A 22626-nucleotide genomic window follows, 5' to 3' on the forward strand; every position below is an offset into this window, starting at 1 on the left:
ACCGAAATACTGAGAAAATGCATCAAGGCTCATCATGGATCTCCCAAAAAGGGAGTATCAGATCACAACACGATCTGCGGGTCAAATAGAACGAAGTGTGCAAAAAACGTTCGCGATCTCACCCTGGGTGCTAAACTGGCAAAACGATTCCATGCGCCATTCTATTTGGATATGCGAGATATTTTTGTAGATACTATTAAGGATGTGCTTCCCAAGAAGCTGGTTTGGCTGCTAAAGCCATTTTTTTCATTGGTTGAACAGTGGGCGGTTAAGAGAGCAAAAAAAGTAAACCTGGTATCAGGTGGTTTTTTTTCTTATTTTAAAGAGCGTTATCCCAATCAGCAGTTCAGTTTTTTCACTAATGGTATTGATGATGAGTTTTTTAAAACTCAGGGCCAAAATAGCCAAGCGACAAAACGGTCAATCCCCGAGGTGGTCTATGCAGGTAATATGGGAGAAGGACAGGGGCTACATCATATTATTCCAAGATTAGCAAAACACTTTGAAGGCAAGCTAAACTTTAAGCTGTTGGGTGATGGTGGGCGGAAGCTGCAGCTTGAAAACGCTTTGCAAGCACACAACGTGAACAATGTTGAGCTACTGGCACCGATAAGCCGTAATGAGTTGATAGAGATTTATCAGAATGCTGATGTACTTTTTTTACACTTGAATGATTACGATGCCTTCTTGAAAGTATTGCCATCAAAAATCTTCGAATATGCAGCTGTCGGTAAACCACTCTGGGCCGGCGTTTCGGGCTTCGCTGCCGAGTTTTTACATGAGCATGTTAGCAATGTGGCTGTCTTTCATCCCTGTAATGTGCAGGAGGCCATCGAGTGTTTCGAGAAGCTGGATCTGAAAACACAGCCAAGGGATAAATTTGTAGCACAGTTTGCAAGAGACAACATCATGCGTGACATGGCAGAAGATATCCTGGATGTTGTGGGGCACAAGAGGCCATGAACTTATTATTAACAGGTGCTACCGGTTTTCTAGGTAGGCGGCTTGCTGAAGTATTGCCGTCCAGACCGGATATTCACCTGACTGCCGCCGTGCGTCGCCATGCTGAAGTTCCGGCTGCTTGCATTGTTGAAGTGCAGGGCCTTGATGCCAGCACCGACTGGTCAGCCGCCCTGGCCGAAGAACAAGTTGTTATTCATGCCGCAGCCCGTGCCCACATCATGAAAGATGAAGTGGCTGATCCCTTGGCGGAATACCGCAAGGTAAACGTTGAGGGCACGCTTAACCTTGCCCGACAAGCTGCCAAAGCCGGTATAAAGCGCTTTATTTTTATCAGCTCCATCAAGGTGAATGGTGAGCAAACGCCCTTGGGCAAGCCCTTTACGGCGGAGGACGCCCCCGCACCGGAAGATGCCTACGGCATTTCCAAGTGGGAGGCCGAGCAGGGGCTTATGCAACTGGCTGCCGAAACCGGGATGAAGGTGGTGATTATCCGCCCTCCACTGGTGTATGGGCCGGGTGTAAAGGGCAATTTTGCCAGCATGATCAAGCTGGTTGAAAAGGGCTTGCCGTTACCCTTGGGCGCCATACACAACAAGCGAACGCTGGTGGCACTGGATAATCTGGTTGATCTTATCGTCACCTGCATCGATCATCCCGCCGCGGCCAACCAGGTGTTTCTGGTCGGGGATGGTGAAGGTTTGTCCACTACCGAGCTGTTGCGTGGGGTAGCCAGTGCCATGGGCAAGCCTGCGCGGCTTATTCCGGTACCGGCCGGTTTACTGCAGTTCGGGGCTACTGTACTGGGCAAGAAGGCGGTGGCACAGCGTTTGCTGGGCTCGTTGCAGGTGGATATCTCCAAGGCCCGCGAACTGCTGGGCTGGACACCTCCGCTTACGGTGGAAGAAGGGCTTAAACGCTGTTTTGAAACAAAAAAGGATTAATGCGTGATCCGTTTATTTGATATTGTTTTTTCCTTGCTGGGCCTGGTTTTCGGCTTTCCGTTGCTGGTGCTGCTAACCTTTATCGGTTTGTTTGACACTGGCTCGCCTATTTTTCGCCAGGTAAGGGTTGGCCGGCACCAAAAGCCGTTTACCCTGGTCAAGTTCCGTACCATGAAGGTGGATACGGCCCATGTGGCCAGTCACCTGGCAAGTAGCAGCTCCATTACCAGGTTTGGGCACTTTTTACGTCGTACCAAGCTGGATGAACTGCCCCAACTATGGAATGTGCTCAAGGGCGAGATGAGTCTGGTGGGGCCAAGGCCTTGCCTGTTTAATCAGGAAGAGCTGATCGCAGAGCGTGCCAAACGGGGAGTCTTTGAGGCACGCCCCGGCATTACCGGCCTGGCACAGGTAAATGAAATCGATATGTCCACCCCCAGACTGCTGGCGGAAACCGATCAGCAAATGCTGCAGTCTCTAATCATAAGTGACTACTTCCGCTATATCCTGATGACGGTAGCGGGTAAGGGATCCGGTGATCGGGTTAAGCGTTAACCTTTTCCATCCATGATAACCGATAATAAAAACACTGGGAGTATGGGACATGAATAACACGATTAAATGGTTATTTCAGCAGCCCCGCTCGGTTAAGCGACTGATAAGCCTGTTTTTGGATTCACTGTTTATTACCCTGGCCTTTTGGGGTGCCTATATAGTCCGGCTGGACAGTTCCTACCTGCTGGGCTCTTACAAGCATTGGCTGATGCTGGCCACCATGCTGCCGGTAACCTTGTTCTGTTTTATCCGCCTGGGCTTGTACCGGGCGGTGCTGCGTTACCTGGGGCACCATGCCACCATGGCCATGCTTTCCGGCGTTGCCGTGTCGGCGGTGACCATGGTGCTCGCGGCCTATTACTTCAGCGCTTTTCTGCCGCGCTCGGTGCCGGTTATCTACGCAGCCTTCGCCCTGCTGCTGTGCGGCGGCGCCCGCACCATGGCACGGGCCCTTTACAACCAGAGCACCAAGCGGCTTAAAACCCCGGTCATCATCTACGGTGCCGGCGCCGCCGGCCGTCAGTTGAACACCTCTTTGCTGTACGGCAACGAATACCGGGCCGTCGCCTTTGTGGACGACAACCCCAAGCTGCACAAGGCCATGCTGCAAGGGCTGACCGTGTATCCCCCTTCCCATCTCGCCTGGCTGGTAGAGCGCCATAATGCGAAAAAACTGTTGCTGGCCATGCCCAGCATATCCCGCCAGCGGCGGCGGGAGATTGTAGAAAGGCTGGAAGAGTTGCCGCTGGATATCCTTACCATCCCCGGCATGGCCGATCTGGTCAGCGGCCGTGCCAAGATGAACGAACTGCACGAGGTCAGCATAGAAGACCTGCTGGGCAGGGATCCGGTAGCGCCCTTTCCGGAGCTGATTGCCGCCAATATCAGGGGCAAGGTGGTGATGGTTACCGGGGCGGGCGGCTCCATTGGCTCTGAACTGTGCCGGCAGATAGTGCAACAGCAGCCCCGCACCTTGGTGCTGTTCGAACTGTCGGAATATGCCCTCTACCAGATAGATCAGGAACTCAACGGCCTATGCCGGAAGGATGGCCACCCGGTGCGTATTGTGCCCATCATGGCCTCGGTGCAGCGGCAAAACCGGCTGGAGGCGGTAATGCGTGCCTTTGGCGTGCAAACCGTTTATCACGCCGCGGCCTGCAAGCATGTGCCCCTGGTGGAATACAACGTGGTGGAAGGAGTGCGCAACAACGTGTTCGGTACCTGGCGGGCGGCGGAAGCGGCCATCAACTGCGGGGTGGAAACCTTTGTGCTTATCTCCACCGACAAGGCGGTAAGGCCCACCAACGTGATGGGCACCACCAAGCGCCTGGCCGAGCTGGTGCTGCAGGGGTTGGCCCTGCGGCAACAGCAAACCCGTTTTTGCATGGTGCGCTTTGGCAACGTGTTGGGTTCAAGCGGATCGGTGGTGCCCTTGTTCAAAAAACAAATCCGCGCCGGCGGCCCCATTACCCTTACCCACCAGGAGATCACCCGCTACTTTATGACCATTCCCGAGGCCGCCCAACTGGTGATCCAGGCCGGTGCCATGGGCCGGGGAGGGGATGTCTTTGTGCTGGACATGGGCGAGCCGGTCAGGATCATCGACCTGGCCCGTAAAATGGTCCGCCTGATGGGCTACGAGGTAAAGGATGAAAAGCATCCCAAGGGGGATATAGAAATCAGGGTTACCGGTTTGCGGCCCGGTGAAAAACTCTACGAAGAGCTGCTGATCGGCGGCGATGAACAGCCAACCCGGCATCCGCGTATCCGCACCGCCCGCGAGGTACATTTGCCCTGGCCGGAAGTGGCCAGGCTGTTGGATGAACTGGAGCAGGCCTGCGAGCATTATAACCAACCGCGTATCCGCGAATTGCTGCTTGGCGCCCCCACCGCCTTCACTCCCCAGGATGGTATCTGCGATCTGGTCTGGACAGAAAAGCAAAAACCGGGAGCGGAGCCCGAAGCGTTAACAGCCGCAACGGCGGAAAAAAACGTAGTGCAATTACTGCGCTAAGGTGCGCCTTAGCCAGGTTTTGCGGTGCCATACATGGACCATATTCTGGCCGGGCTTACTTATGCCCGGCTTGTTGTTTTAGGGATACATCATGACCATTCTGGTAACAGGGGGAGCCGGTTATATCGGCTCCCATACGCTGGTGGAGTTGCTGGGTTCGGGGCGGCAGGTGCTGGTGCTGGACAACTTGTGCAACGCTTCGGTTGAGTCGTTGCGCCGGGTAGAGCTTATCACCGGTCGGAGCGTGAACTTTGTCCGGGGGGACGTGCGTGATGCCGCCTTGCTGGACAAGCTGTTTACCGAGCATGCCATCGAGGCGGTGGTACACTTTGCCGGGCTCAAGGCGGTGGGAGAGAGCGTACAAAAACCGCAGGAATATTACGATAACAACGTCAACGGCACCCTGGTGCTGGCCAATGCCATGCGCAAGGCCGGGGTGTTCCAGCTGGTGTTCAGTTCCTCCGCCACCGTGTACGGTGCAGATGCCCCCGTCCCCTATGTGGAGGCCATGCCAAGGGGACGCACCAGCAATCCCTATGGCACCTCCAAGGCCATGGTGGAGCAGTTGCTAACGGATTTGTCGGTGGCCGACCCGCGTTGGGCAATTGCACTGCTGCGCTATTTCAACCCGGTGGGGGCGCACGAGTCGGGGTTGATTGGGGAAGATCCGTTCGGCATTCCCAACAACCTCATGCCTTTTATCGCCCAGGTGGCGGTGGGCCGGCGGGAGCGACTGTCGGTGTTTGGCAATGATTACCCCACGGCCGATGGCACCTGCGAGCGGGATTATCTGCATGTGGTGGATTTGGCAACAGGCCACGTCAAGGCGCTGAATTTTCTGGCCGGCAATACGGGTGTGCATCCGTTTAACCTGGGCACCGGGCGGGCGGTGTCGGTGCTGCAAATGGTGCGTGCCTTCGAGCAGGCTTGCGAAAACCCCATTCCCTTTGAGTTTGCGCCGCGCAGGCCTGGAGATTTGCCGGCATTTTGGGCCGATGCCACCAAGGCACGAGAAGAGTTGTGCTGGGTGGCTGAGCGTGATTTGGCGAGGATGATGGCGGATACCTGGCGCTGGCAGAAGCAGAATCCGCAAGGGTACCGATGAGTTTTTTCCGGCCGAGCAGGCCCAGTAAAGTGGGCCCTACAGTGTCAGTCTTTATGCTCGAGCTTCTGCCTTGGTGTGGCCGTTAACAGCAGCACACCCAGGAGCAGGCCGTAAACATACACCAGGTGGGTATGGTGGAAGGGCACGTCGGTCAGCCCTGCTACCAGCATCAGGCTAAAAACACTTATACTGATATTTCTTGCCAGGGTTCCGTGGTTACTGAAGAGCTGTTTGGCCGGCAGTGCCGCCCAGGCCAGCAGCAGCAGCAGGCCGACAAGGCCGGTGCGCACCAGGGTATCTATATACTGGTTATGAAAATGCGCATCGGCCAAGGGGGCGGCTCTTTTGGTGATCTTCCCATCTTCCACGTCTTTTTTTATCAGCGCCGGATAATGCCTGGAGCCCGTGCCAAGCAGGGGCGACTGGCCAAAGTAGTCCAGTCCCCGCTCCCATAACTGCAGCCTTATACCGATAGAAGTATTCAGGTTATCGGCGGTAATCTTTTTCAGCTCTGCCTGGGTTTGCAGGTAACGGGTATAAACTCGGTCATCCAGGGTATAGGCGCCGGCACCTGCCAGCAAGATGGTGCCAATAATGGTAAAAACGGCGGCTTTTTTCTTCCAGCGCGGTATGGAAATAAGTGCGGTGATTACCAGCGCCACCAACACGCCCAGCCAGATTCCCCGGGTACCGCTTAATATCACGGCGGTAATGGCCCCGCAGGCGCCCAGCAGATACAGGGCTTTGTCGCGGTGGTTTACCGTGCTGCTGCTGAGCAGGGCACACAGGCAACTGAGCAGGATAATGGCGCCAAAGGTGGCATAGGGGATGGGGTTTACCGCTAGCATCCCGGCTCGGAAAACGTTCCTGAACATTACTTCGTAAACAGCGCCAGTTCCTATGGCAATGCCACCCAAGGCACAAAGGCGGGTCAGGGTGAACAGGGTAAAGCGTTGCCAGGGCACCACTAGCAGGTAGAGCAACACGGCCAGCAGGGTGCGGGCAAAGCTGAGCGACTCTCCGCGTAGCAGGTGCTGTGCGGTTAAAAACAGCAACAGCAAGCCGCTTATAACGGCGAAGCGTTTGAACTCGGGCCTGGCCAGGTTAAGGCGCCACTGCCCCTTGAAGCGCACCAGGCAATAAACTACCACTACGGGTATCAGCCGGCTGAGCACCGCCTTGCCACCGGGTACATTAAAAATACCCAGCAGGGTCCAGATAAGGGGGCTGAGTAAAAACAACCGCTCCATTTGTGCTAATACTGCCTTCATGAATTCCTGGCGTGGGCTTTTTTGAAATTGCGATTATGCCACCAGCGTTTGAGCTGGCGATAAAGGGTATAAAGCTCGCGGCTGGGCTTGCGATAGAGCGGGGCTTTTACCTTTTCATAGAACTGAATGGTGGTGTCAAAGGCGTTGGTGTCTTCCGCGAATTCAGGATGCAGATGGTAAGACTCCATGCCATGGAAATAAGCGGCTCCAATATAGTTGTCCACCGGCATGGACCAGCTCTCCGAACCGTTCAACAGCTTTTGCGCCGCCCAGGGTGCAATGGCGTAGGCTCGGGTGCCGCCAAAGTTGTCGCTCATTCGGCCAATGCGGTAATGTACGCCTTCCTCCATAAGGGTGTTTTCCCCCCTAATGACGCTTTCCATCCGTAAAAAGCCATATTGCTGAATTTTTTCGGCCACCAGTGCCAGGGTTTGTGCTGCATGGGGGCAGATGGTGGCGTCGTCTTCCACCACCACTATGGGTTGTGCCATGTCCACGCATTTTTGCCACAACGAATAGTGGCTGGCATAGCAGCCTATCTCGCCATTGGTGGGCATTTTGCCGCTGGTCAGCCACAGCCGCTTGGCATAGTTGTAGCGCTTGAGCAGCGGGTTGTTTTTATCGCTGCCGTCTACCGCATCAAAAAACTCAAATGAGACTTTTTCTCGCTCGAACTGGGCGGCGATGTATTCGCGCCTGTCTTGGCTGCGTTTGAGGCTTATTACGAAAACAGGGATCTGTGTCATGCGTGCATCGTGCTCCGAAAAGTCGGCGCATGTTATCAGATAACGCCGTCGATTTTTAGTGAAAATCGGATTTGCGGAGCCGATTGGGAATGGAGCCTGATACCGGCTGCGACAGCTTCCCGCTGCGCGGGAACGCAGGCGGGAGGCTCATCCGCAAGGATGCTGCTCTTTGGCTCGGGTTCCCGCTGCGCGGGAATGCAGGCGGGCCGCCTGCGCTCCAATACACCTCACACCTCACACCTCACACCTCACACCTCACACCTCACACCTCACACTTCCCCGCTTATTGGTTTATATTTAGCCTCAATTGGTTCTAATTCACGGGAGGCGCTATGGTCCAGGTGCTGCACCACGGGGCGGTGAAGGGGGTGACCGGCTCTTGCCACGAGCTGCGGGTTGATGATGCCGGCATTCTTATCGACTGTGGCCTGTTCCAGGGGGCGGAGGCCGGGGCCAGCCCGGCCATCGACTTCGAGATCGGCCATATCCGGGCGCTGGTGGTCACCCATGTGCATATCGATCACGTCGGGCGCCTGCCCTATTTGCTGGGCGCCGGCTTCACGGGGCCCATTTACTGTTCCCAACCTTCGGCCCTGCTGTTGCCGGCCATGCTGGAAGATGCCCTCGGTATCGGCTTTACCCGCGACAAGGCGCTGGTGCGGCGGGTACTGGCCTTGCTGGAATCGCGTCTGGTGCCCTTGCCCTATGGCCAGTGGCAGCCGGTGCCCGATTGTGCGGTGCGGATACGGTTGCAGCGGGCCGGCCATATCCTGGGTTCGGCTTATGTGGAGTGCGAGGCCTGGCACAAGCGGGTGGTGTTCAGCGGCGACCTGGGAGCGCCCCATTCCCCCTTGTTGGTGGCGCCAAGGCCGCCGGAGGCCTGCGACTTGCTGGTGCTGGAAAGCACCTATGGCGACAAGAACCACGAAAGCCGGCAACACCGCCGGCTGCGGCTGAAAGAGGCCATAGAGCACGCCCTGGCCGATGGCGGCACCCTGCTGATCCCGGCCTTCAGTCTGGGCCGCACCCAGGATATCTTGTATGAACTAGAAAGCCTTATCGCCGAATTCGGCACCGAGGCGGCCGCGCCCGACCTGCCCTGGAACCAGCTTGAGGTGGTGGTGGACTCGCCCCTGGCGGCCAACTTCACCGCCCTTTACCGCCAGCTCAAGCCGTTCTGGAACGCCGAGGCCCAGGCCCTGCTGGCCGATGGCCGGCATCCGCTTTCCTTCGAACAGTTGACGGTGGTCAACAGCCACCGGGATCATCTCAACGCCGTGGGCTACCTGGCGCGTTCGCGTCGGCCCTGCGTGGTGCTGGCGGGCTCGGGCATGTGCGCCGGCGGGCGGGTGGTGAATTACCTTAAGGCGCTGCTGAACGAGGCCCGCAACGACATCCTGTTTGTGGGCTACCAGGCCGAGGGCACGCCGGGGCGCGCCATTTTGGACTACGGCCCCAAGGGTGGCTGGGTGGAGCTGGACGGGGAGCGTTATGACATCAAAGCCCAAGTGCACCAGGTAAGCGGTTACTCGGCCCATGCCGGCCAGCAGGACTTGCTGGATTTTGTGGCGGGGATAGTGCCGCCGCCGGGGGAAATCCGACTGATCCACGGGGAGGGGAAGGCCAAGGCGGTGCTGAAGCAAAGGCTGGAGGCGATGCTGCCGGCGACCCGGGTGGTCATTGGGCGCTAGAGCACCGATCAGTTTAAAACGTGAGCAGTGTGATATCTCACCTGTAGGCGCCCGTTTACGTGGCGCAAACCGGCAAAGTGCGGGGAATGCGGAAATTGGGCGCCGTCTTCCCGTCGGCTGAAGCGACGGCTACAGCGGCACCTACAGCAGCGGCTACAGCGGTACAAACCGCCGACTCTTGGGGCGCGGGCGGCGAGCCCGCAGCAGATAATCGCCGGCATTGCCGGGGAAAACTGCTTACTCCTCTCCCGTGCAAGCGGCAGGGAGGCTGCTGAAAATTTTTATCGCATAGCCAACATTTTTTCCGCAAAGGCAGATTAAGGCAATTTTTTTTGCGCATCTGGTACATTTCTTTGGCGGGATCTGCTGGTGCTGGAAGGCACCTACGGCGACAAGAACCACGAAAGCCGGGGTGTTGCACGGGCTGATGGGGCGCGGGCGGCCCGCCCGCAAGGGGTGTTGCACTTTAGTTCAGGGGGTGCCGCTGCGCGGCAATGCAGGCGGGCCGCCTGCGCTCCGGGGGGTGGCTACCCCTCTAAAGCCGGGGTGTTGCACGGGCCGATGGGGCGCGGGCGGCTCGCCCGCAAGGGGTGTTGCAGTTTAGTTGAGGGGTTGCCGCTGCGCGGCAATGCAGGCGGGCCGCCTGCGCTCCAAAGTGAAGCAGGCAGGGTGCCTGCACTCCTACTACTATGGAACTGTGCAATTGTTAAAAGTGTGCCCGCGAGGTAACGGATGTAGGGGACGCAGCCCGGGCGCATGCCGCTGCCCGCTCAGGATGAAAGGAGTCTGCGTGACTTTGCCCATATTGGCCAGGATGGTGGAATTTTACCGGCGCAATCCGCTGTCGCTGCGGCTGGTGGCGGCCATTCTGGCCGTCAGCACCCTGTTCGCCACCCTGGCGGTGGGGGTCCAGCTTTATACCGATTATCGCCGGGACATCACCAGCCTTGGCCTGCGCCTGTCGGACGCCGAACGCACCTTTGTGCCCGGGCTGGTCGACAGCCTCTGGCTGATGGACGAGCAGCGCATCCGCCTGGGGCTCGACTCCATCGTCACGCTGCCCTATGTTTCCTACGCCACCCTGCGCACCGCCGAGGGCCGGCTCTATACCAGCGGCAGGGCCACCAACAGGGGCCACGAGTCCAGCCATCTTTATGTGTTGCGCCACCAGGATGACAAGCAGCAGCAGTGGGTGCTGGGCGAGCTGACGCTGCTGGTGGACAAGGAAGAGATCTTCGCCAGCCTGTGGCAAAAGCTGTGGGTGGTGCTGGCCAGCCAGGCCGCCAAGACCATGGGGGTGACCCTGGTCATCCTGCTGCTGCTGCATTTTTCCCTGTCGCGTCATCTCGCGGCGCTGGCGGACGTGGCCGAGCGGCTCAACCTGAACCGGCTGACCCAGCTTGTCCGCCTGGATCGCCGCCGCGGCCACCGCCCCGACGAACTGGACCGCCTGGCGGATGCCATGAACGGCATGCAGCAGCGGCTCCAGCGGGAAGTGGCCGAACTCGAGCGCGTTCATGCCCTCAACCGCCGGCTGTCGGCGGCGGTGGCCGCCAGCCCCGCCGCCATGATCATCATGAACGAGCAGGGGAGCGCGGAATACGTCAATCCCGCCCTGTGTCGCCTGCTGGAGCTGCCGGAGGCACGCTGCCTGGAGCTGGACTGGCCCACCCTGCTGGAAAACCGCCTTTCCCAGGGCATGCTGTCCTCCCGGCCTTCCGGCTGGCTGCTCGACAAGGTGCGTCAGGAAAGCTGGCAGGGCGAGCTGCTGTGGCGCACCGAGTCGGGCCGGCCCCGCTGGCTGCTGGCCCACCTTTCGTTGTGCCGGGCTACCCCGGACGAGGCGGGCCATGTGCTGCTGGTGATGGAGGATATCACCGGGCTCAAGGAGTTTGAGCACCAGCTGAGCTACCAGCGCCGCTACGATCACCTTACCAACCTGCCCAACCGGGTGATGGCCATGGAACGGCTGGAGCAGATGCTGCTGCAGTCGGTGCAGGAGGGCGGCCACCTGGCGGTGATGGTGATTGCGGTGCCCGCCTACAAGGAGGTGACCGAGAGCCTGGGCATAGCCTATGGCGACGCCCTGCTCCAGGAGTGTACCCAGTCCCTTAACGCCGCCCTGGGCGAGGCCTGCTTCAGGGCACGCACCGGTGACGACGAATTCCTCTGTGCCCTGCGCTTCGGCCAGTCCGCCGAGCCGGTGGAAGCCTGCCTGCAGCAGATAAAAAAGGCCCTGTCCCGTTCCGTCCGGCTGGACAACCTGCCGGTTACGCCGGGGGTGGCCGTGGGCGTTGCCGTGTATCCCAACGACGGCAACCAGCCCGAGCGGCTGTACAGCCGGGCGCTGTCGGCGCAACAGCGGGCCCGGAGCCAGAAGGAGCCGGTGCAGTTTTTCGAGCCCGAAATGCAGGCCGCCTCTTACCGCTCGCTGCATATCGCCACCGCCCTCAAACACGCCGTGGAGGCGGGGGAACTGCGGCTGTTTTACCAGCCCATCGTGGATCCGCGCACGGGCGACTACGAAGGGGTGGAGGCGCTGGTGCGCTGGCAGAATGCGGAGCTGGGCTGGGTGTCGCCGCTGGATTTTATCGATATCGCCGAAAATACCGGGGAGATCGTGGCCATTGGCCAGTATATCCTGCGGGAGGCCTGCCGCCAGGCCCGCCAGTGGCAGCTGCAGGGGCGCAATATCCGGGTGTCGGTGAATGTCTCCCCGGTGCAGTTCGGCGAGCCGGACTTCGTCGCCTCGGTGGCCAACTGCCTGAAGGAAACCGGGCTGGATGCGGATTGCCTGAAACTGGAGATCACCGAGCGGCTGCTGTTCGCCAGTTCGGAAGCGGCACAGCAAAAGTGCAGGCAACTGGCGGATATGGGCATACGCCTGGCCATGGATGATTTCGGCACCGGTTATTCCTCGCTCAGCTACCTGCGCGACCTGCCGTTCGACATCGTCAAGATCGATCAGAGCTTTGTCCGCCACATGACCCGCAATAGCCGGGACAAGGCCCTGGTAAGGGGCATTATCGATCTGGCCCACCAGCTGGGGATGAGCGTGGTCGCGGAAGGGGTGGAGGATCATGTGCAGCTGGAGTTGCTGACCCGCTTCGGCTGTGATCTGATGCAGGGCTATTACTTCAGCAAGCCGGTACCGCCGGAGCAGCTGTTCAGCAAAGAGGAGAGTTCCTCGTGTTCCGACTAGCCGCTTGCCTGTTGTTGCTGGTGGCCACCGGGCTGCCGGCCGTGGAGATCACCCACCGGCCGGCGGAAAGCCACCAGGATCAGCGGGTGAACTACTTTATCGCCCTGCTCGATCTGGCGCTGGAAAAGACCCGGGAAGACTACGGGCCGGCGCGCAGCAGGCCCTATCACGAGCCCCTGTCCCAGGCCCGGGCCTTCGAGATGGTGGCGCAGGGGCAGCTCGACCTGGTGTGGAGCATGGCCAGCCAGGAGCGGATGAACAAGGCCAGGGCCGTGCCGGTGCCCCTGCTCAGGGGGCTGCTGGGTTACCGGGTGCTGCTGGCGCACCCGAGCCAGGCCGAACGCCTCGGGCGTGTGCGTTCCCTGGCGGATCTGTCGGGGCTGACCGCCATCCAGGGGGCGGGCTGGCCGGACGTTGCCGTGCTGCGGGCCAATGGACTCGGGGTGATCACCTCGGCGGATTACGACGGCATGTTCAACATGGTCATGGGGCGGCGGGTGGACTACTTTCCCCGCAGCGTGGCCGAGGTGTGGCCGGAGCTGCAGCGCCATTCCGCCCTTGCCCTCCGGCTGGAGCCTTCCCTGGCCCTGTATTATCCGGCCCCCATCTACTTCTTTGTACACCCCGACAACACCGCGCTGGCACAGCGCCTGGAAGCGGGACTGATGCGGGCGGTGGAGGACGGATCTTTCGGGCAACTGTTTATGGCGCAGGAGGAACACCGCCAGGCCCTGGACTTTATCGGCAATCCCGGACTGCGGTTGTTGCGGTTGGACAATCCGCTGCTGCCGGACTTTGTTCCCCCCCAGGATCCGCGCCTGTGGCTGGAGCCCTGAAGGGGAGGTGGCATTACCTGGGGCGCAGGCGGCCCGCCTGCATTGTCTGGGCGCAGGCGGCCCGCCTGCATTGTCTGGGGCGCAGGCGGCCCGCCTGCATTCCCGCGCAGCGGGAAACCTGAAAAGAACAAAGCCCGGCATAAGCCGGGCTTTGTCGTATCAGGACTCCAGATCGCCGCAGAAGCGGTAACCTTCGCCATGGATGGTGGCGATGATCTCGGGCGTGTCCGGCACCGACTCAAAGTGCTTGCGAATGCGACGGATGGTCACGTCCACGGTGCGGTCGTGGGGCTTGAGCTCGCGGCCGGTCATCTTCTTCAGCAGCTCGGCGCGGCTCTGGATCTGGCCCGGGTTCTCGCAAAAGTGCACCATGGCGCGGAATTCGCTGCGGGGCAGCTTGAACACTTCCTCGCTGGGGCTGATCAGGGCGCGGCTGTTGATGTCCAGGGTCCAGCCGTTGAAGCGGTAGGCTTCCACCTGTTTTTCTTCTTCCTGGGCCTCGGGGGCCTGCATGGTGCGACCCAGCAGGTTGCGGGCGCGGATGGTCAGCTCGCGGGGGTTGAACGGCTTGGTGATGTAGTCGTCGGCGCCGATTTCCAGGCCCAGGATCTTGTCGACCTCGTTGTCGCGACCGGTCAGGAACATCAGCGCCAGGTTGTGTTGCTCGCGCAGCTCGCGGGCCAGCAGCAGGCCGTTTTTGCCGGGCAGGTTGATGTCCATGATCACCAGGTTGATCTTGTTGCCGGACAGGGCCTGGTACATTTCGTCGCCGTCGGTGGCTTCAAGCACCACGTAGCCTTCGGCCTCGAAGATGCCCTTGAGGGTGTTGCGTGTGACCAGTTCGTCTTCAACGATAAGAATGTGAGGTGTCTGCATGAGCGTACCTGTTTTTAGATGTAAAGATAATTCAGTGCCAACAGCCGCCGGAGCCAAGCAGGCGTTACTCAGGAAAATAGTGTAACTAAATTACGCTATCTACCACTAAATGCATAGTGTGTTAGCCCGGTGATACTGTTTTTTTAAGCCGTTTTTACTTGCATCCCATGCAGTTACTGCTTCATGCCCAAAAAATAAGTGGACGGGACGAACAGAGGTCCATTACATAAAGTTGTCTTATTTTAACAGTTAACAGGGGCATAACAACAGTCTGCGGCCAATAATGTTAAATAGTTTTATGGCCCCTCTTGATCCAGGTCAAGGGCGGATTTAACAAAAATCGTGGAATGTTATACAACTGTCCCACTGTTTAAGGCATTGATACGGCAGCTTTGGTCTCAGGCCTGAGGCCGGGGCCTGTCGCCCACAAGGAGGAACGAATGCTGGATTTACTGCCCGATTTATGTGACGAGCACGCCGACAAGGTCCGGGTGCTGGACCCCCTGTTCCGGGACTTTGGCGGCGAGCGGATTTTCTGGGGCCAGGTGGTCACGGTGCGCTGCTACGAAGACAACTCCCGGGTGCGGGAGCTGGTGGCCACCCCGGGCACCGGCAAGGTGCTGGTGGTGGACGGCGGCGCCATGGTGCGCCGGGCGTTGCTTGGCGATCAACTGGCGGAAAAGGCGTTGGAAAACGGCTGGGAGGGCATCGTCATCAACGGCGCCATCCGCGATGCCGGCGCCATCGGCACCATGGCGCTGGGCGTCAAGGCCCTGGCCAGCTGCCCGATGAAAACCGAAAAGCGCGGCCTGGGGGATGTGGATGTGCCCGTGACCTTTGCCGGCGTCACCATCTACCCCGGCGACTACCTCTACGCCGATATCAACGGCATCCTGGTAGCCCGCGAACCCTTGAGCCACCCGCAGCTGTAAACCACAAGGCCCCACGGCTTTTTTGGAGCGCGGGCGGCCCGCAAGGCTTTATTGGAGCGCGGGCGGCCCGCCCGCATGGCTTTTTTGGAGCGCGGGCGGCCCGCCCGCATGGCTTTTTTGGGGCGCGGGCGGCCCGCCCGCATGGTTTTTTTGGAGCGCGGGCGGCCCGCCCGCATGGGGGTACGCCTGTGGTTGAGGCATGGCTTTCAACGCCGCAGGTTCCCGCTGCGCGGGAATGCAGGCGAGCCGCCTGCGCTCCGGGGTTGGTGCTCGCCGTTAAGGCCGCAGGATGGCGCTGTTTGGGGCGCGGGCGGCCCGCCCGCATGGCTTTTTTGGAGCGCGGGCGGCCCGCCCGCATGGGGAGGACGCCTGTGGTTAAGGCATGGCTTGCCAGGCCGCAGGTTCCCGCTGCGCGGGAATGCAGGCGAGCCGCCTGCGCTCCGGGTTGGCGCTCGCCTTTAGGCCGCAGGATGGCGCTGTTTGGGGCGCGGGCGGCCCGCCCGCATGGGGATACGCCTGTGGTTAAGGCATGGCTTTCAACGCCGCAGGTTCCCGCTGCGCGGGAATGCAGGCGAGCCGCCTGCGCTCCGGGTTGGCGCTTGCCGTTAAGGCCGCAGGATGGCGCTGTTTGGAGCGCGGGCGGCCCGCCCGCATGGTTTTTTTGGAGCGCGGGCGGCCCGCCCGCATGGGGGTACGCCTGTGGTTGAGGCATGGCTTGCCAGGCCGCAGGTTCCCGCTGCGCTCCTGTTGTAGGGTCGACTTCAGTCGACCAAACCACGGCGCCGGTGGTGGAAAGGTCCACTGAAGTGGACCCAAGTTAGGAATACCGGCGGCCCGCCCGCGCTCCAACAAAAAAGCCGGTCGCAAGACCGGCGTCAAAAGGAGCCGTCCCTGCCCTTGATGGCCGGCTCGGGTACTTCGCGGCCGTGGCCGTTATTCCTTTGCCTGCACCAGGGTCAGGATGTCGTAGCTGGCCACCAGCTGGTCGCGCTGGTTCTTGACCTTGATGTCCCACACCACCACGCCCTGGGGCAGATCGTCCGGGGTGCGCCTGGGCTTGCGGGTTTTCTGCTTGCAGGTCAGCTCCACCTGTATGGTGTCGCCTATCTTCACCGGCTCGATAAAGCGCAGCCCTTCCATGCCGTAGTTGGCGATCACCGGGCCCGGTGCCGCGTCCACGAACAGGCCGGCGGCGGCGGACACCACAAAGTAGCCGTGGGCCACCCGCTCGCCGAACAGGGATTCGGCGGCGGCAATCTTGTCCATGTGGGCATAGAAGTGATCCCCGCTCAGGCAGCCGAAGTTGACGATGTCGGCCTCGGTCACGGTGCGGCGGGCGGTCAGCAGGCGCTCGCCCACGGCCAGCTCCTCGAAGTATTTGCGGAAGGGGTGCACTCTGTCTTCCACCACCGGCGCGCCCGTGGTCCAGCTGTGGCTCAACTGGGTCATGGCACCAGGGGAGGACTGCACCGCGGTGCGCTGCATATAGTGCTTCACCGCCCGCAGGCCGCCCATCTCCTCGCCGCCGCCGGCCCGGCCCGGGCCGCCGTGCACCAGGTGGGGCAGGGGCGAGCCGTGGCCGGTGCTCTCCTCGGCGCTGACGGGGTCGAGCAGGTGCAGCCGGCCGTGCCAGGCGCCCAGTTGTGCCACCAGGGCGGACACATTTTGGCCGGCGTTGAACACCACCGAGGCGACCAGGCTGCCTTCGCCCAGGGCCACCAGTGCCAGCAACTCTTCCTCACTGTCGTAGGGCAGCAGGGTGCACACCGGGCCGAAGGCCTCGGTCTGGTGCACCAGCGGGCTTTCCTTGGGCTGGTCGCACCGCAGCAGGGTAGGCGGATAGAAGGCGCCGGCCTCGGGGGCCTCGGCGTCCACCGCAAAGGGCTGCTGGTGGCCGCCGCACAGGATGCGGGCCTGGCTCGCCAACTGCTCCACCTTGTCGCGCACGTCCGCCAGCTGGCGCTGGCTGGCCAGGGGGCCCATGGTCACGCCTTCCCGCGCCGGATCGCCCAGCACCACCTTGCCGAGTTTGGCGAGCAGGGCGTCCTGCACCCCGGGCAGCAGGGCCCGCGGCACGAAGGCGCGGCGGATGGCGGTGCACTTCTGGCCGGCCTTGGTGGTCATCTCCCGCACCACCTCGCGCACGAACAGGGCCTGGGTGGCATCGTCGGCGCCTTCTACCAGTATGGCGCTGTTGACCGAGTCCGCCTCCATGGTGAAGGGGATGGAACAGCGGTTGAAGCGGGCAGTGGCGCGCAGCTGCTGGCCGGTGTGGGCCGAGCCGGTAAAGGTGACCACGTCCTGGGGGCCCAACTGGTCGAACAGATCGTTGACCCCGCCGCAGATAATCTGCAGGGCGCCCTCGGGCAGCAGGCCGGACGCCAGCGCGCATTTCACCACCGCCTGGGTGAGCTGGGCGCCGTCGGTGGCCGGCTTGACGATGGCCGGCATGCCCGCCAGCAGGGTGGGGGCCAGCTTTTCCAGCATGCCCCACACCGGGAAGTTGAAGGCGTTGATGTGCACCGCCACCCCCGGCTTGGGGGTCAGCATGTGGCGGGCGCCGAAGCCACCCCGGCGCGACAGGGGGATCCAGTCGTCTTCCATCAGGATGCGCTCGTCGCTCAGCTCGCGCCGCACCAGGCTGGAATAGGTGAACAGGGTGGCGAAGCCGCCCTCGATGTCGATCCAGCCGTCCTTGCGGGTGGCGCCGGTGGCGGCGGACAGGGCATAGAATTCCTCCTTGTGCTCCGCCAGGTGGCTGGCCAGGGTCTTCAGCATATGGGCCCGCTGATGGAAGCTCATGGCCGCCAGCGCCTTGCCGCCCTGCTTGGCCCAGGCCACCATGGCGGCCATGTCCAGCCCCTGGCTGGTCACCTCATACAACGGGGCGCCGGTGACCGCGTGGCGCACCAGGCGTCCTTCGCCTTCTCCCTCCAGCCAGCGGCCGGCCACATAGCTCTGCAGTTTTTCCATCACTCCTCCCTCGGATACGACACCAAAAAATCACTGAACATATGAATTGTGTTACATAATTTGTTGTCATTTTTGTGCCTTGTCAATGCTGATTGCCGCCTGATTATCGATTGATTCAAGGTGTTAATTTCTTATCTGTTTGAAAATAAAGGGCTTGCTGGAATTATTAAATGATTCACTAAAAAATATATTGAAATATTTTTCGTGTCATATTAAGTTTTCACCATGTTTTTGAAATGTTGCACGCCATGGTGCAGGAGGTTGAGTGATGGAAAACGCCGAACAGCTCGCACGGTTTGAGCAGGCCGTACGCGACGAAGTGAACATAGAGCCCAAGGACTGGATGCCGGAGGCCTACCGCCGGACCCTGATCCGCCAGATTGGCCAGCACGCCCACTCCGAGGTGGTGGGCATGCTGCCGGAAGGCAACTGGATCACCCGCGCACCCAGCCTGCGCCGCAAGGCGGTGCTGCTGGCCAAGGTGCAGGACGAGGCGGGCCACGCCCTTTATCTGTACAGCGCCGCCGAAACCCTGGGCGCGGACAGGGACGAGATGATGGAAAAGCTGAACAACGGCAAGATGAAGTACTCCTCCATCTTCAACTATCCCACCCTGGGCTGGGCCGACATTCCCGCCATTGGCTGGTTAGTGGACGGCGCCGCCATCGTCAACCAGGTGGCCCTGTGCCGCACCTCCTACGGGCCCTACGCCCGGGCCATGGTGCGCATCTGCAAGGAAGAGAGCTTTCACCAGCGGCAGGGCTTCGAGGCCATGATGGCCCTGGCCAACGGCAGCGAGGAGCAAAAACGCATGGCCCAGGATGCGGTAAACCGCTTCTGGTGGCCGGCACTGATGATGTTCGGCCCCTCCGACGCCGACTCGCCCCATTCCGCCCAGAGCCTGGCCTGGAAGATCAAGCGCTTCGGCAACGACGAGCTGCGCCAGAAATTCGTGGACAACACGGTTCCCCAGGTGCACGCCCTGGGCCTGACGGTGCCGGACCCGGATCTGAAATGGAACGAGGAAACCGGCCACTACGAGTTTGGCGAGATCGACTGGGACGAGTTTTACGCCGTGATTGCCGGCCAGGGGCCCTGCAACCACGAGCGCCTGGCCGCCCGCAGCAAGGCCTGGGAAGAGGGCCGCTGGGTGCGCGAAGCCGCCAGCGCCTATGCCGCCCGCCGCCGGCACGCGGCCTGATGAACAAGCAAGGAGAGCAAGCAATGAACAAGCAATGGTCTTTGTACGAAGTCTTTATCCGCAGCAAGCAGGGCCTGCACCACCGCCATGTGGGCAGCCTGCGCGCCGCCGACGATGAAATGGCCCTGGAGCACGCCCGGGACGCCTACACCCGCCGCAAGGAAGGGGTGAGCATCTGGGTGGTGAAGTCCGAGCTGATCACCGCCAGCCAGCCCGAGGAAAAGGGCGCCTTCTTCGAGCCGGCGGAAGACAAGGTGTATCGCCACCCGACCTTCTACCAGATCCCCGACGGCATCGAGCACATGTAGGAGGCGGTATGGACAAGGCACACAAAGACGCGCTTTTCACTTATCTGCTGCGCCTGGGTGACAGCCAGCTGGTGCTGTCGCACCGGCTGTCCCAGTGGTGCGGCCACGCTCCCGAGTTGGAGCTGGACATCGCCCTGGCCAACATCGGCCTGGATATCCTGGGCCAGGCCCGCACCCTGCTGACCATGGCGGGCGAGCTGGAAGGCCAGGGGCGGGACGAAGACCGGCTCGCCTTTTTCCGGGACGAGCGGGAGTTCTGCAACCTGCTGCTGTGCGAGCAGCCCAACGGCGACTTCGCCCGGACCCTGATGCGCCAGTGGTGGCTTGATAACTACCACCAGCTGCTGTTTTCCGCCCTTACCCAGTCGGGGTATGCGCCCCTGGCCGCCTTCGCTGCCAAGTCGCTGAAGGAGGTGAACTATCACCTGCGCTTTTCCAGCGGCTGGATCCAGCGGCTCGGCCTCGGCACCGAGGAGAGCCACCAACGCACCCAGGCCGCCCTGGACGAGCTGTGGCGCTTTACCGGCGAGCTGTTCGCCACCGACGAGGTGGAAGCGACGCTGGTGGCGGCGGGCATCCTGCCCGGGTTGGACGAGCTGGCCGGCCAGTGGCGGGCACGTATCGAGGCAGGCTGCCGCCAGGCCGAACTGACCCTGCCGGCCCAGGCGCCCTATCGCCAGGGTGGCCGTCAGGGCCTGCACACCGAACACCTGGGCTACCTGCTGGCGGAGATGCAGTCGCTGCCGCGCAGCCTTCCGAACGTGAGCTGGTAAGGAGAAACAAGGTGCAGATCGCCGATCATCGCATTCCCCGCTGCTGGGAGCTGCTGAAAACCGTGTCCGACCCGGAGATCCCGGTGCTGTCGGTGACCGATCTCGGGATGATCCGCGGGGTGACACTGGCCGACGACGGCGCCCTGGTGGTGCGTTTTACCCCCACCTACAGCGGCTGCCCGGCCACCGACGTGCTGGAGGCCGACATACTGGCGGCCCTCGGCCGGGGCGGGCTGGGGCCGGCCCGGGTGGAGCTGGACCTGTCCGAGGCCTGGACCACCGACTGGATGAGCGCCGAGGGCAAGCACAAGCTGCGCCGGTACGGCATAGCGCCGCCCCAGGGGCCGGCCTGCGGCCAGCACCTTATTCCCCAGGACGGGGTGCCCTGCCCGCAATGCGGCAGCCCCCATACCCGGCTGGTGAGCGAGTTCGGCTCCACCGCCTGCAAGGCCCAGTACCAGTGTCGCGACTGCCTGGAGCCGTTCGATTACTTCAAGTGCATCTAGCCAAGCCGCACAGGGAGCAGAGTATGAATCAGTTTTATTCGCTACGGGTCAAGTCCGTACAGGAGCAGACCCAGGACGCCATCGCCATCGCCTTCGAGCTGGAGGGCGACAACCGGGAGCGGTTCCGTTTCAGGCCGGGCCAGCACCTCACCCTGCGTTATCAGGATCAGGGGGAAGAGCTGCGCCGCTGCTACTCCATCTGCAGCCGCCAGGGCGAGGAGGAGCTCACCATCGCCGTCAAGCGGGTGCCCGGCGGCCGTTTTTCCAACTGGGTCAACGACAACCTCAAGGCGGGAGATGCGCTGGAGGTGATGCCGCCCCAGGGGCTCTTCTTCCAGCATGCGGAAAAGCAGGGCGGCGAAAGCTACCTGGGCTTTGCCGCCGGCAGCGGCATCACACCCCTGCTGTCCATCGTCAAGGCGGTGCTGGGCGAGCGGCCCGACAGCCGCTTCACCCTGGTGTACGGCAACCGCAGCTGGCGCCAGACCATGTTCGCCGAGGTGCTGGCGGATCTGAAGGACCGCTACCCGAGCCGCTTCCAGCTGATCTGCCTGTTCAGCCGGGAGCAGGGCGAGAGCGACATCCTCAACGGCCGGCTCGACGCCGCCCGCATCCAGTCCCTGTTTGCCAGCCAGCTGCTGGCCGATCGCTACGACCACTGCTTCGCCTGCGGTCCCGAGGAGATGATGCAGGCGGTGGAGCAGGTGCTGCCCGACCAGGGCATCGATCGGGAGCGCATCCATACCGAGCGTTTCAACTCGGGGGCGCCGCGCGCCATCAGCGCCGAGCAGCGCGCCGCCCGCAGCCAGGGCGAAGTCAGCCTGGTGCTGGACGGTCGCGAGTTCCGGGTGGAGGTGAGCGCCGAGGACGACAGCATCCTCGACGCCGCCCTGCGTGCCGGGGCCGATCTGCCCTACGCCTGCAAGGGCGGGGTCTGCGCCACCTGCAAGTGCCGGGTGCTGGAGGGCGAGGTGGACATGGCCCTCAACTACAGCCTGGAAGAAGACGAAGTGGCCAGGGGCTATGTGCTGAGCTGCCAGGCCCGGCCCCGGAGCGGTGCGGTACGCATCAGCTTCGACGACTGAACCAGGGGGGAGGAGAGGATGACGGAGCGGGATATTCTGAGCCAGTTGGGGGACGACGGGGTCTTGACCCTCAGCCTCAACCGGCCCGAGCGGCGCAATGCCTTGCGCAACCAGAGCCTGCGCGAGCTGGGCGATGTCCTGGCCGGGGCCGCCAGTGATGAGCGGGTGCGCGCCGTGGTGCTGCGCGGCGAGGGCCGCGGCTTTGCCGCCGGGGCCGACCTGGAGGAGATGCGCCACCTGGACGCGGTGGCCCTGCAGCAGGACGAGCGGCCGGCCCTGTGGGCGCGCATCGAGGCCTTTCCCAAGCCGCTGATCGCGGCGGTGAACGGCTTCGCCCTGGGCGCCGGGCTGGAGCTGGTGCTGCACTGCGACCTGGTGGTGGCGGGCGAGGGTGCCCTGCTAGGACTGCCCGAAATCAGCATCGGCATCATGCCCGGCGCCGGCGGCACCCAGCGGCTGACCCGCCAGCTTGGCCAGCAGACCGCCATGCGCATGGTGCTCACCGGCGAGCCTATCAGCGCCGAGCGCGGCCATGAGCTCGGCACTGAAAGGCACTCCGGGGAGCAGCCTGCGGATGGCGGGAAGCCAGTCGCTTATACAGATTCTAAGACGCCGAAGAATGACGGAGGACATAGCAACGTGGTGGAA

19 protein-coding genes are annotated in these 22626 nt (G+C 61.7%); 15 read left to right on the forward strand and 4 right to left on the reverse strand.

What is annotated here, in order from left to right:
* From CGX12_RS13425 to galE, 5 genes are all read left to right on the forward strand, one after another.
* A partial coding sequence (locus CGX12_RS13425; protein ID WP_217898177.1) for a glycosyltransferase occupies window positions 1-963 on the forward strand: 963 nt, incomplete at its 5' end.
* Complete coding sequence (locus tag CGX12_RS13430) at window positions 960-1904, forward strand: UDP-glucose 4-epimerase family protein (RefSeq protein WP_094040380.1); 945 nt, start codon at window positions 960-962, stop codon at window positions 1902-1904. The genes CGX12_RS13425 and CGX12_RS13430, both read left to right, overlap by 4 nt.
* 3 nt (window positions 1905-1907) lie before the next feature.
* Entirely contained in the window at window positions 1908-2459 is a 552-nt protein-coding gene (locus tag CGX12_RS13435) for a sugar transferase (RefSeq protein WP_094040381.1), read from the forward strand.
* 115 nt (window positions 2460-2574) lie between these two features.
* Window positions 2575-4473: a polysaccharide biosynthesis protein gene (locus CGX12_RS13440; RefSeq protein ID WP_254918297.1), complete on the forward strand. Its 1899-nt coding sequence runs from the start codon at window positions 2575-2577 to the stop codon at window positions 4471-4473.
* A gap of 91 nt (window positions 4474-4564) precedes the next feature.
* Window positions 4565-5578 (forward strand): UDP-glucose 4-epimerase GalE, encoded by a 1014-nt coding sequence (galE, locus tag CGX12_RS13445; RefSeq protein WP_094040383.1) that lies wholly within the window; start codon window positions 4565-4567, stop codon window positions 5576-5578.
* Between the two features lie 44 nt (window positions 5579-5622).
* Here the strand turns inward: galE and CGX12_RS13450 are convergent, their stop codons facing one another.
* Window positions 5623-6849, reverse strand: coding sequence for an O-antigen ligase family protein (locus CGX12_RS13450; RefSeq protein WP_094040384.1), 1227 nt, complete (start codon window positions 6847-6849; stop codon window positions 5623-5625).
* Window positions 6846-7595: a glycosyltransferase family 25 protein gene (locus tag CGX12_RS13455; RefSeq protein ID WP_217898178.1), complete on the reverse strand. Its 750-nt coding sequence runs from the start codon at window positions 7593-7595 to the stop codon at window positions 6846-6848. The genes CGX12_RS13450 and CGX12_RS13455 overlap by 4 nt, the downstream gene beginning before the upstream one ends.
* A gap of 332 nt (window positions 7596-7927) precedes the next feature.
* Between CGX12_RS13455 and CGX12_RS13460 the strand changes: the two genes are divergently transcribed.
* The 3 genes from CGX12_RS13460 to CGX12_RS13470 all read left to right on the forward strand — a co-directional run bounded on the left by CGX12_RS13460 (window position 7928) and on the right by CGX12_RS13470 (window position 13324).
* Window positions 7928-9286, forward strand: a complete 1359-nt coding sequence (locus CGX12_RS13460) for an MBL fold metallo-hydrolase RNA specificity domain-containing protein (RefSeq protein WP_094040385.1) — start codon at window positions 7928-7930, stop codon at window positions 9284-9286.
* A 790-nt stretch (window positions 9287-10076) separates the two neighbouring features.
* Window positions 10077-12488 carry a bifunctional diguanylate cyclase/phosphodiesterase gene (locus CGX12_RS13465; protein WP_176442068.1) on the forward strand — a complete coding sequence of 804 codons (2412 nt, stop codon included), beginning with the start codon at window positions 10077-10079 and terminating at the stop codon, window positions 12486-12488.
* Window positions 12476-13324 carry a substrate-binding periplasmic protein gene (locus CGX12_RS13470; protein WP_142995629.1) on the forward strand — a complete coding sequence of 283 codons (849 nt, stop codon included), beginning with the start codon at window positions 12476-12478 and terminating at the stop codon, window positions 13322-13324. The genes CGX12_RS13465 and CGX12_RS13470 overlap by 13 nt, the downstream gene beginning before the upstream one ends.
* 159 nt (window positions 13325-13483) lie before the next feature.
* Here CGX12_RS13470 and arcA read toward each other — a convergent pair whose 3' ends face one another.
* Window positions 13484-14200 carry a two-component system response regulator ArcA gene (arcA, locus tag CGX12_RS13475; RefSeq protein WP_094040388.1) on the reverse strand — a complete coding sequence of 239 codons (717 nt, stop codon included), beginning with the start codon at window positions 14198-14200 and terminating at the stop codon, window positions 13484-13486.
* A 440-nt stretch (window positions 14201-14640) separates the two neighbouring features.
* Here arcA and CGX12_RS13480 point away from each other — a divergent pair, with 440 nt between their 5' ends.
* Entirely contained in the window at window positions 14641-15132 is a 492-nt protein-coding gene (locus CGX12_RS13480) for a putative 4-hydroxy-4-methyl-2-oxoglutarate aldolase (RefSeq protein ID WP_094040389.1), read from the forward strand.
* Between the two features lie 933 nt (window positions 15133-16065).
* On the opposite strand, the gene paaZ is transcribed toward CGX12_RS13480, so the two are convergent.
* On the reverse strand, window positions 16066-18105 hold the full coding sequence (gene paaZ, locus CGX12_RS13485) for a phenylacetic acid degradation bifunctional protein PaaZ (RefSeq protein WP_094040390.1): 2040 nt from the start codon (window positions 18103-18105) through the stop codon (window positions 16066-16068).
* 268 nt (window positions 18106-18373) lie between these two features.
* Between paaZ and paaA the strand changes: the two genes are divergently transcribed.
* The 6 genes from paaA to CGX12_RS13515 form a co-directional block, all read left to right on the forward strand.
* Window positions 18374-19306, forward strand: a complete 933-nt coding sequence (paaA, locus tag CGX12_RS13490; RefSeq protein WP_094040391.1) for a 1,2-phenylacetyl-CoA epoxidase subunit PaaA — start codon at window positions 18374-18376, stop codon at window positions 19304-19306.
* Window positions 19307-19329: 23 nt separating this feature from the next.
* Window positions 19330-19614 (forward strand): 1,2-phenylacetyl-CoA epoxidase subunit PaaB, encoded by a 285-nt coding sequence (gene paaB, locus CGX12_RS13495; protein ID WP_094040392.1) that lies wholly within the window; start codon window positions 19330-19332, stop codon window positions 19612-19614.
* A gap of 8 nt (window positions 19615-19622) precedes the next feature.
* Window positions 19623-20387: a 1,2-phenylacetyl-CoA epoxidase subunit PaaC gene (gene paaC, locus CGX12_RS13500; protein WP_094040393.1), complete on the forward strand. Its 765-nt coding sequence runs from the start codon at window positions 19623-19625 to the stop codon at window positions 20385-20387.
* A gap of 11 nt (window positions 20388-20398) precedes the next feature.
* Entirely contained in the window at window positions 20399-20893 is a 495-nt protein-coding gene (paaD, locus tag CGX12_RS13505; RefSeq protein WP_094040394.1) for a 1,2-phenylacetyl-CoA epoxidase subunit PaaD, read from the forward strand.
* A gap of 23 nt (window positions 20894-20916) precedes the next feature.
* Window positions 20917-21978, forward strand: a complete 1062-nt coding sequence (gene paaE, locus CGX12_RS13510) for a 1,2-phenylacetyl-CoA epoxidase subunit PaaE (protein ID WP_094040395.1) — start codon at window positions 20917-20919, stop codon at window positions 21976-21978.
* 18 nt (window positions 21979-21996) lie between these two features.
* A partial coding sequence (locus CGX12_RS13515; RefSeq protein WP_094040396.1) for an enoyl-CoA hydratase-related protein occupies window positions 21997-22626 on the forward strand: 630 nt, incomplete at its 3' end.

Origin of the sequence: Zobellella denitrificans (assembly GCF_002237365.1) — a bacterium.
Classification (GTDB): Bacteria; Pseudomonadota; Gammaproteobacteria; order Enterobacterales; family Aeromonadaceae; genus Oceanimonas; species Oceanimonas denitrificans.

Bases quoted from the DNA above. Each gene is read 5' to 3' on its own strand.
- CGX12_RS13430 (WP_094040380.1), top strand. From the start codon at position 960: ATGAACTTATTATTAACAGGTGCTACCGGTTTTCTAGGTAGGCGGCTT.
- galE (WP_094040383.1), top strand. From the start codon at position 4,565: ATGACCATTCTGGTAACAGGGGGAGCCGGTTATATCGGCTCCCATACG.
- CGX12_RS13450 (WP_094040384.1), bottom strand. From the start codon at position 6,849: ATGAAGGCAGTATTAGCACAAATGGAGCGGTTGTTTTTACTCAGCCCC.
- CGX12_RS13455 (WP_217898178.1), bottom strand. From the start codon at position 7,595: ATGACACAGATCCCTGTTTTCGTAATAAGCCTCAAACGCAGCCAAGAC.
- CGX12_RS13460 (WP_094040385.1), top strand. From the start codon at position 7,928: ATGGTCCAGGTGCTGCACCACGGGGCGGTGAAGGGGGTGACCGGCTCT.
- arcA (WP_094040388.1), bottom strand. From the start codon at position 14,200: ATGCAGACACCTCACATTCTTATCGTTGAAGACGAACTGGTCACACGC.
- CGX12_RS13480 (WP_094040389.1), top strand. From the start codon at position 14,641: ATGCTGGATTTACTGCCCGATTTATGTGACGAGCACGCCGACAAGGTC.
- paaZ (WP_094040390.1), bottom strand. From the start codon at position 18,105: ATGGAAAAACTGCAGAGCTATGTGGCCGGCCGCTGGCTGGAGGGAGAA.
- paaA (WP_094040391.1), top strand. From the start codon at position 18,374: ATGGAAAACGCCGAACAGCTCGCACGGTTTGAGCAGGCCGTACGCGAC.
- paaB (WP_094040392.1), top strand. From the start codon at position 19,330: ATGAACAAGCAATGGTCTTTGTACGAAGTCTTTATCCGCAGCAAGCAG.
- paaC (WP_094040393.1), top strand. From the start codon at position 19,623: ATGGACAAGGCACACAAAGACGCGCTTTTCACTTATCTGCTGCGCCTG.
- paaE (WP_094040395.1), top strand. From the start codon at position 20,917: ATGAATCAGTTTTATTCGCTACGGGTCAAGTCCGTACAGGAGCAGACC.